Genomic DNA, 9,015 nt, shown 5'->3' with positions numbered 1-9,015 from the left:
GCCGCGGCAGGCGTTGAACGGATGATTCTGCTCTCGATCGTCAACGTGGACCAGGTCAGTTTTGGCTACTACCGGGCCAAGGCCAACCAGGAGCGGATCTACCGTGGCGGGCCGGTGGAGTGCTCGGTGGTTCGCTGCACCCAGTTTCATGACCTGGTCACGGGCGTGTTCGACGCCGGGAGAAAGGTCCGCGCCACGCCACGCTTCCCCGGAGCCCGGTTTCAAACCATCTCGACGGCCGATGCCGCCGCATCGCTGGTGGACGCCGCCGTCGCACCGGAGCCACGGGATACGACCGTGGGAGGGCCGGAAGTGCTTGGAATGGATGTGATGGCACGGATCTACCGGCAGTTCACCGGCGCCCGCGGACCGGTCATCGCCGTGCCGGTTCCAGGCGCGCTCGGACGGTACTGGCGCGGCGGCCTCAATCTGGTGCCGGAGAACCCTGTCCGCGGAACCACGTACGCCGAGTGGCTGGAGGAACGGGAATCGTGAACGTCGGTCCGGGAAGTTTCTACTGCTCCGGCAGGCCCAGCCGCTCCACATCATTGAAGCTGTACACGTGGAGTCCCGCAAAAACGCCCGCCTCCGAGACAGCATGCACCAGCGGAGCGGGATCGTACGACGACGGCGCCACCACGTTTCGCAGGAGCGACCCGCTGCGCTGTGCAAACTTCAGGGACGGGCCCACACCGATCCGTCCCGCGAGGGAGATCAGCCGCGTGCGCCGGACAGCACCGGGCACACCGGCCCAGATTGGAAGAGTCACACCGGCCGCGCGGAGGGTGTCCACATAAGTAGCGAGCACCGGCCCGGAGAAGCACATCTGGGTCACCGCCCAAGTGGCAAGTTCCTGCTTCTTCAACAAAAGTCCCGTGAGTTCAGCTTCCTCCACCGTCGGGTGCCCCTCAGGGTAGGCGGCCATTCCGATCGACAGGCCGCTCAGGGATGCGATGTCTTCCATGAGGGGAAGGCTCCATGAATAGGGTCCATCGGCTGACCCCGCGTCGCCGGCAATCACAAAGACGTCCCGCACACCTGTCGCTTCAAGCCGGGCGGTGAACCCCGCCAGCTGTGCCCGCGATTGAATGGACCGTGCGGCGAGGTGCGGCACCGCCCGGTACCCCAGCTTCGCCAACTGCACCGCAAGGTCGACAGTCTCCGACGGGCCGTGGTGCGGCAGGCAGGTGATTGTGACCGTGGCGGGTGCCGGGAGAAACCGCTGCAGCCGGTCCACAATGTCACGGCCGGGAATGATCTCCACCCTGACAGGCAATGCGGGCGCCAAGGTCAGCACTCCACCACGTTGAGGGCCAGACCGCCCCGGGCGGTTTCCTTGTACTTGTCCATCATGTCCGCACCGGTTTCGCGCATGGTTTTGATGGCGGCGTCGAGTGAAACGAAGTGCTGTCCGTCGCCGCGGACCGCCATCCGGGCGGCAGTGATTGCCTTCATTGCTCCCACAGCGTTTCGCTCAATGCAGGGGATCTGCACCAGACCACCCACCGGATCGCAGGTCAGGCCGAGGTTGTGCTCAATTCCGATCTCGGCAGCGTTCTCAACCTGCTCCGGCGTGCCGCCCAGAACCTCGGCAAGACCAGCAGCTGCCATCGCGCAGGCTGAACCCACTTCGCCCTGGCAGCCCACTTCAGCCCCGGAGATCGAAGCGTTCTTCTTGAACAGTGCGCCAATGGCCGTCGCTGCGAGCAGGAAGCGGACCACGCCGTCGTCGTCCGCTCCCGGCACGAAGTCCACGTAGTACTTCAAGACTGCGGGGATGATCCCGGCCGCACCGTTGGTGGGAGCAGTAACCACCCGGCCGCCAGCGGCATTCTCCTCGTTAACCGCGAGCGCGAAAAGGGTCACCCACTCCATGGTGCTCAGATGGTCATTGGGATCGGCTTCCTTTTGCAGGAGCTCTAACTGCTTCGCGGCACGACGGCGGACGCTCAGTCCGCCGGGCAGGATCCCACTGTTGGTGGAACCGCGGCGAACGGTGTCCTGCATGACGTCCCAGATCTCCAGCAGGCCCGTGCGGACCTCGGCTTCGGGGCGCCACGCAATTTCGTTGTCCATGACGATTTCCGAAAACGACTTGCCCGTGGTTTTGGCTATCTCCAACAGCTGTTCGCCGGATTCGAAGGGATGGGTGACCGCCATCTGCGCAGCGGCCGAGAGGTCAGCGCCAATCTGGTCCTCATCCAGCACAAATCCGCCGCCTACAGAGAAGTAATCCCGTGAGAACAGAAGTATTCCATCTGACGAATATGCCTCAAAGCGCATACCATTGGTATGGAAGTCCAACCGCTTGCGACGGTGCATGATCAGGTCGTCATCAACACTGAACGCGATGTTCCGCGTGCCTGCAAGCCGGAGCGAACCGGAAGCCGTAATCTCTTCAACGCGCGGCTCGGCGCGTTCCGGGTCAACCAAATGAGGCTGCTCCCCCTCCAGCCCAAGAATGACGGCCTTTACGGTACCGTGCCCGTGGCCAGTCACCCCGAGGGAACCAAACAACTCGGCCTGCACGCGCGCGGTCTGGTCAAGGTGGCCTCTTGCCGCAAGCTCCTGGGTATACAGATAGGAGGCGGTCATGGGACCGCCCGTGTGGGAGCTCGAGGGTCCAATGCCTATCTTGAATAGCTCAAACGCGCTGATAGTCACTTTTGGCGCCTGTAAAAGGGGGTCTCGACAACGGTGAAGGACTCCGGCTTTCCGCGCAGATCCACCTGCACTTCGGTTCCCGGCTCCGCCAGCGCCGAGTCCACATAGGCAAGCGCAATGGGGTATCCCAACGTTGGGCTGGGGAGACCGGAGGTCACTGTGCCAACCGTTTCGCCGTTTGAGACGACGTCGTACCCTGCCCGCGCGGAGCGGCGCCCGAGCCCGCGCAGACCCACCAGCCTGCGCTTGGGGTCCTGTGACTTCAAGGGTTCAAGCACTGGCCGGCCCACAAAGTTGTCCGGCTTCTTCAGGCTGACAACTCCGCCGAGACCGGCCTCGAATGGATTGGTGTCGAGGGCCAACTCGTGACCGTACAGCGGCATTCCGGCCTCAAGGCGCAGTGAGTCGCGCGAGGCAAGTCCACACGGCGCCAAGCCGTGGTCCGCTCCCGCTTCCGCTACGGCCTTCCACAACTGCACGGCGTGCTGGTTTCCGATGAACAGCTCGAAACCGTCTTCCCCGGTGTAGCCGGTGCGTGCCAGCAGCACCGTCAGGCCTGCCAGTTCCACCTCCACGGCGGCGTAGTACTTGAGGTCAGCCACCGCCTGGCGCTGTGACTCAGCAGTGATTGCGAGCAGGATCGCCTCAGCGGTGGGCCCCTGCACGGCGATCAATGCCGTGTCTTCCGACTCGTCCTCCACAAACACGTCAAAGCCCGCGGCGCGCTGCTTCAGTTCGGCGGCAACCGCATCGGCGTTGCCGGCGTTCGGCACCACCAGAAACCGGTCCTCGGCACGGCGGTAGGTGATGAGGTCATCAATCACGCCGCCATCCTCGGTACAGATCAGCGAGTACTTGGCCTTGCCCACCGCCATGACGGCAAGGTTTCCCACCAACGCGTAGTTCAGGAACTCCGCCGCCTGCGGTCCGCTGACCAAGACCTCGCCCATATGTGAAAGGTCAAAGAGCCCGGCATTCCTGCGGACGGTGTGGTGTTCCTCGAGTTCGCTGCGGTACTTCAGCGGCATCTGCCAGCCGCCGAAGTCGGTGAAGCTGGCCCCGAGTTCCTCGTGCTGCGCGTAAAGAGCTGTCTGCTTAGTCATGTCTAGTCCTCAAACTCTTCGATTGGCGGGCAGGAGCAGACGAGATTTCGGTCCCCGTGCGCACCGTCGATACGGCGTACCGGCGGGAAGTACTTGTCGTGCCGGAGCGACTTCAGCGGGAAGGCCGCCAGCTCCCGCGGATACGCCTGGTCCCAGCTGTCGCTGATCACCGATTGCGCGGTGTGCGGGGCCTGCCGCAGCGGGCTTGCCTCGAGAGTTAACCCGCCGTCCGCAACCTGGTCGATTTCACCCTTGATCGCAATCATTGCGTCCACAAACCGGTCCAGTTCCGCCAGATCCTCGGACTCCGTAGGCTCAACCATCAGCGTTCCGGCAACCGGGAAGCTCAGCGTCGGCGCGTGGAAGCCGTAGTCGATCAGACGCTTGGCCACATCCTCGGCCGTGACGCCGGTCTTCGCGGTAAGAGCCCGCAGGTCCAGGATGCACTCGTGCGCAACCAGGCCGTTTTCGCCCGAGTACAGCACCGGGAAGTGCTCGTTCAGCCGTACCGCAATGTAGTTGGCGGCAAGGAGTGCGTGGCCGGTGGCATCCGTCAAACCTTCACTGCCCATCAGGGCAACATAGGCCCAGGAGATTGGCAGGACGCCGGCTGAACCGTAGCGGGAAGCCGAAATCGGGGCGCCTTGGGTCTCCACGCGCTCGCTGGCGCTCCCTTGGTCGACCACCGGAGCTGAGGAGTTCGCGTCCCCCGGAAGGAACGGCGCAAGGTGCGCCGCCACGGCAACGGGCCCGACGCCGGGTCCCCCGCCTCCGTGCGGAATGCAGAACGTTTTGTGGAGGTTCAGGTGGGAGACATCGCCACCAAACTCGCCCGGTTTGGCCAGGCCAACCAGCGCATTAAGATTGGCGCCGTCAATGTAGACCTGCGCGCCGGCGTCGTGCACCTGGCCGCAGACCCAGCGCACGTCCTCCTCGAACACGCCGTGTGTTGAGGGGTAGGTGATCATGATCGCGGAAAGTTCAGCAGCGTGTTTTTCGATCTTGGCCTTGAGGTCTTCGTGGTCGATGTTGCCGTTCGAAGCGGTTTTCACCACAACAACCTTCATGCCCGCCAACACTGCCGACGCCGCGTTGGTTCCGTGTGCGGAGGATGGGATCAGGCAGACTGTGCGGCCCTCGTCGCCCCGGGAGAGGTGATAGTTGCGGATGGCCAACAGGCCCGCAAGCTCACCCTGCGAACCCGCGTTGGGCTGAATGGACACTTTCGCGTAGCCGGTGATCTCCACCAGCTTTGACTCCAGGTCCTCGATCAGCTCGCGCCAGCCTTCCGTCTGGTGCTCAGGCGCAAACGGGTGGATCGTGGCGAATTCGGGCCAGGAGATCGGTTCCATTTCCACCGTTGCATTGAGCTTCATGGTGCACGAACCCAGCGGAATCATGGTGCGGTCCAGCGCCAGGTCCCGGTCCGACAGGCGGCGCAGGTAGCGCAGCATCTGCGTTTCGGAGCGATGGAGAGCGAACACCGGGTGGGTCATGTACGACGACGCCCGCACCAGGTCCGTGGGAATGGTTACCTTCGCGTCGCCCGGCGTCGATGCCCCAAAGACGCCGGCGATGGTGGAGAGGTGCTCGTCAGTGGTGGTTTCGTCGCAGGAGATCCCCACATGGTCCTGGTCCACGAGACGGAGGTTAATACCCTGCTTGTCCGCCTTGGCAACCAATTCCGCCGCCTTGCCCGGAACCTTGACCAGCAGTGTGTCGAAGAATTGCCCGTGCACGGTTCCTTCGAGTGCCGCCGCGAGCTTGGCGGCTTTGCTGTGCACCCTTTCGGCGATCGCCTTCAGACCGTCCGGGCCGTGGTAGACGCCGTACATCGAAGCAACAATTGCAAGCAGCGCCTGCGCCGTGCAGATGTTGGACGTGGCCTTCTCGCGGCGAATGTGCTGCTCGCGGGTCTGGAGCGCCAACCGGTAGGCGGGGGCGCCGTCGGCATCCTTGGACACGCCCACCAGGCGGCCGGGAAGCATCCGCTCCAGCCCGTTGCGCACTGCCATGAACGCGGCGTGAGGCCCGCCGAAGAACAACGGAACACCGAAACGCTGGGCCGAACCGACCGAAATATCCGCGCCCTGCTCGCCGGGAGGCGTGATGAGGGTGAGCGCCAGAAGGTCCGCTGCCACCGTGACCAGAGCGCCGCCGTCGTGCGCTTGTTTGATGACATCCGCGTAGTTCCGCAACGCACCGGACGCGCCGGGCTGCTGGAGCACGACGCCGTTGATGTCACCTTCAGGGAGACCGCCGCTCAAGTCAGCGACCTCGACGTCAAAGCCAAGCGCCTCGGCCCGGCCGCGGACCACGGCGATGGTCTGGGGCAGGCAATCCGCGTCGAGGACGGTTTTACCCTTGTTCTTCCCGGAGCGGCGCATCAGCAGGACGGCCTCGGCAACGGCTGAGGCTTCGTCGAGCAGGGAAGCGTTGGCGATGGGCAGGGCAGTGAGGTCCTGGACCATGGTCTGGAAGTTCAGCAGCGCTTCGAGCCTGCCCTGGGAAATTTCGGGCTGGTATGGCGTGTAGGCGGTGTACCAGGCCGGCGCTTCGAGGACATTGCGGCGGATCACCGGTGGAGTAACCGTGTCAAAATAGCCCTGTCCGATCATCTGCACGGCCGTCTTGTTCTTGGCGGCAATGGCCCGGAGCTGCGCCAACACCTCTGATTCCGACAGGGCGGCAGGAAGGTTCAGCGGCTCTGCGGACCGGATACTAGCGGGAACAGCCACGTCAACGAGCTTGTCGAGGCTCGGGTAACCGAGCACCTTGAGCATCTGGTCGGCGTCATTTGCGCGCGGACCAATGTGGCGGTCGGAGAAACTGGTTTCCGTTTGGTGGGTCATGGGAACTCCGTAGATCAGCGCCCGCAGTGTTGCGGACTATGTCGAGTTCCTCCCCGCTCTGTATTGGACCTGAGAGATTCAGCGGGCTAAGTTCGCCCGCGTTGCACCGTCGGTGAGTGCGTCATTCACGTTTGCACTGCTTTCCAGAGTTGCCTTTCCGCAGCGGTGCTGGGCCTGAGAGATTCCTGGGGAGGATTTGCTCCTACGGCGCCTGCCGGATGTGTCAACGGCAGAACTCTCCCGTTGCGGGTCAAAGGCTATGAAATTTTGGGTGGACCGTGATTTAGCTTACTCTGCACCGGGTTGAGCTGGCAAAGCTGCTTTCGTCTCAGCGGGATCCCTCGTCTTCCTGCGCGTCAACCCCGCTGGCGTCGCGACCAGTGGATTCGCCGGTGGGCCGGCCGGCCGGCGAGTCTTTGGTACCGGTCTCAATCCGGCCCTCTTCCTTTCCTTCCTTTTCGATCACATCCTCGCCACGCCCGGATGTACTCTCGCCAACGCCTTTAGGCGCCATTTTTGCGTCGCTTGCCGGGATTTCCGCCCCGGGCTGCACAGGGTCCTTCGCGGGTTCCTCACTGCCAAACGCACGCTTGGTTCCCTTGGACTCCCCTTCACTGCTGGTGGTCCGGCCGTCGTAGGGCGGGAGCTCACTGCGATCCGTATCAATGTCACCGCCCGGGTTCGGGTTGTTGCCTGCGCTGTAGTCATTTCCTACCCGGTCACCTTTTGGGAGGTTTGCCTCAGTCATTGGATTCTCCCTTGGATCAATCTGCGCTGTGTCCCTTACGCCTATTCGGCGTACACACTATTTCGGCCACCGCTCAAGGGTTAGCTTGGCGTGGCCATAGCCTCCGCCCCGACCGACCGGGGGCGGGGATGGCTGGCCGCACAGCGATAATAAGTGCCTGTGTGACTCGTCTCACATCTGCAGATCCAGTCTAGCCCCGTCTGAAGGGCGGCAACAGGGCTGGGAGGCGACTCGGCGAGATGCCACGGCCACGCGATGTTCGGTCCATGAACCCACTGGAACATAGGGTGGCTGCATGGAAATTGCCCAGGAGAGCTCAGTCGACCGCGCCGAAGTTGCCGATCTTTACAATTCCGTGGGTTGGCTGGCCTACACCCGGAACCCAAAGATACTGCAGCGGAGTATTGAAGGATCGCACCTGGTACTAACGGCCAGGAACGACGACGGCCTCCTCCTTGGCCTGTTGCGAACCGTTTCCGACGGCGAGACGGTCTGCTACGTCCAGGACATCCTGATCCGCCCTGACGCACAGCGCCAAGGGATAGGCCGTGCACTGTTGGTGGATGCCCAGAAACGCTACGCCCATTGCCGATTCTTCCTGCTGTCCACCGATCATCCAGACACCGAAGACGCCCGAAAGTCCCACCCCTTCTACCGTTCACTGGGCATGATTCCGCACGAAGAGCAAGGCATGGCGGCGTTCGGTCTGCCGGTCAACCGCTGACATTAACAAACGGTTAGCCCGGTTGAAGTCGCCCAACTTCGGAACCGTCCGCGTCAAACAGAACCAGATGCTGGCCGTCCAAGGCCGCCCGCTGCGATTGGCCCACCATGGATGGAACAGCCACCTCATCGCGTGCGATCGCCGTCGAAGCACCCACGGTTGTCAGCAGGACCCCTTCGGCATCGACCACCCAGCGGCCCTGGGCACCGTTGCACCCGTCCGAGCCGGTCCAGGTGGTGTCACTGTGGAAAGCCGCATGCGGGTCGGTGGAAATGCCACCGCCAACAGGAATCCACCGCCCCACAAGTTCTGCTGCGGTAACGGGAACCAACCCAGCAGGAAGCGGTACGGGAGGTTCAAACTCCTTACGGCCTTCAGCAGTGACCTCCGGCGGCTCGGCGTAGAAGTCGGCGGCGGTTGAGATGGGCTCGGGCGCTCCGTCCACGGTGAGCTCGGCAACCACCGCATCCCGTGCATCAGTCAGCTCCCACCCTTGACCCGCCTCTCGATACCCGGTGACCGATTCGAGCCATTCAACTGTGGGCAGCGTTGGCCCTGTCACGCAGTCGCCGCTTGCGCCCTCGGTGGATGCGAGAAACGCGGTATCTGTGGCCTGCCAACGGCCCTGAATCATGCCGCAGTCTCGCCACAGCTGGAACTCATGGACATCGAACCGAAGCCAAGTGTCCGCTCTTTCTCCGTCAACGCCGGAAACCCGCCACAGATTCACCAGACCAACAGCTGCCGGCCCTTCCATCGAACGGCTGGAACCATCGGTCGGAGATGCTCCCGGTGTGCTGGCTCCCGGACCATCCTGGATCTGTCCGCATCCGGTCAGGACAACCACGAGGATCGCCGCAGCGGTGTAGATACGCGCAATTTTTTGAAGCTTCATGAGCCAAATCCCGACGGTTGTGCCTAAGG

Annotated in this window: 7 protein-coding genes, 1 pseudogene and 1 riboswitch; of the genes and pseudogenes, 2 read left to right on the top strand and 6 right to left on the bottom strand. The window is 63.2% G+C overall.

Going from position 1 to position 9,015, the window contains the following annotated elements; translation table 11 throughout:
• Nucleotides 1-495: pseudogene (locus Y708_RS23425) on the top strand (NmrA family transcriptional regulator); the annotation flags it as partial.
• 19 nt (nt 496-514) lie between these two features.
• On the opposite strand, the gene Y708_RS0106695 reads toward Y708_RS23425, so the two are convergent.
• From Y708_RS0106695 to Y708_RS0106675, 5 genes are all read right to left on the bottom strand, one after another.
• On the bottom strand, nt 515-1,264 hold the full coding sequence (locus Y708_RS0106695) for a methylenetetrahydrofolate reductase (RefSeq protein WP_253905718.1): 750 nt from the start codon (nt 1,262-1,264) through the stop codon (nt 515-517).
• 26 nt (nt 1,265-1,290) lie between these two features.
• Nucleotides 1,291-2,664: an L-serine ammonia-lyase gene (locus Y708_RS0106690; protein ID WP_028279327.1), complete on the bottom strand. Its 1,374-nt coding sequence runs from the start codon at nt 2,662-2,664 to the stop codon at nt 1,291-1,293.
• Nucleotides 2,661-3,767, bottom strand: coding sequence for a glycine cleavage system aminomethyltransferase GcvT (gcvT, locus tag Y708_RS0106685; protein WP_028279326.1), 1,107 nt, complete (start codon nt 3,765-3,767; stop codon nt 2,661-2,663). The genes Y708_RS0106690 and gcvT overlap by 4 nt, the downstream gene beginning before the upstream one ends.
• 2 nt (nt 3,768-3,769) lie before the next feature.
• A complete protein-coding gene (gene gcvP, locus Y708_RS0106680) occupies nt 3,770-6,619 on the bottom strand; it encodes an aminomethyl-transferring glycine dehydrogenase (protein WP_028279325.1) in 2,850 nt (949 codons plus the stop codon).
• A gap of 153 nt (nt 6,620-6,772) precedes the next feature.
• Nucleotides 6,773-6,872: riboswitch (glycine riboswitch) on the bottom strand.
• 75 nt (nt 6,873-6,947) lie between these two features.
• Entirely contained in the window at nt 6,948-7,367 is a 420-nt protein-coding gene (locus Y708_RS0106675) for a hypothetical protein (protein ID WP_028279324.1), read from the bottom strand.
• A gap of 295 nt (nt 7,368-7,662) precedes the next feature.
• Here Y708_RS0106675 and Y708_RS0106670 point away from each other — a divergent pair, with 295 nt between their 5' ends.
• Nucleotides 7,663-8,091, top strand: a complete 429-nt coding sequence (locus tag Y708_RS0106670; protein WP_028279323.1) for a GNAT family N-acetyltransferase — start codon at nt 7,663-7,665, stop codon at nt 8,089-8,091.
• 13 nt (nt 8,092-8,104) lie between these two features.
• On the opposite strand, the gene Y708_RS0106665 is transcribed toward Y708_RS0106670, so the two are convergent.
• Nucleotides 8,105-8,986 (bottom strand): META domain-containing protein, encoded by an 882-nt coding sequence (locus Y708_RS0106665; RefSeq protein ID WP_028279322.1) that lies wholly within the window; start codon nt 8,984-8,986, stop codon nt 8,105-8,107.
• Nucleotides 8,987-9,015: the final 29 nt, after the last annotated feature.

Origin of the sequence: Arthrobacter sp. H5 (assembly GCF_000520595.1) — a bacterium.
Lineage (GTDB): Bacteria > Actinomycetota > Actinomycetes > Actinomycetales > Micrococcaceae > Arthrobacter_D.
The sequence above is the reverse complement of the archived record's forward strand: the minus strand, read 5'-3'. Positions and strand labels throughout refer to the sequence as shown.

What these genes read in the sequence shown, in the direction of transcription:
- gcvT (WP_028279326.1), bottom strand. Translation starts at nt 3,767, where the DNA reads ATGACTAAGCAGACAGCTCTTTACGCGCAGCACGAGGAACTCGGGGCC.
- gcvP (WP_028279325.1), bottom strand. Translation starts at nt 6,619, where the DNA reads ATGACCCACCAAACGGAAACCAGTTTCTCCGACCGCCACATTGGTCCG.
- Y708_RS0106675 (WP_028279324.1), bottom strand. Translation starts at nt 7,367, where the DNA reads ATGACTGAGGCAAACCTCCCAAAAGGTGACCGGGTAGGAAATGACTAC.
- Y708_RS0106670 (WP_028279323.1), top strand. Translation starts at nt 7,663, where the DNA reads ATGGAAATTGCCCAGGAGAGCTCAGTCGACCGCGCCGAAGTTGCCGAT.
- Y708_RS0106665 (WP_028279322.1), bottom strand. Translation starts at nt 8,986, where the DNA reads ATGAAGCTTCAAAAAATTGCGCGTATCTACACCGCTGCGGCGATCCTC.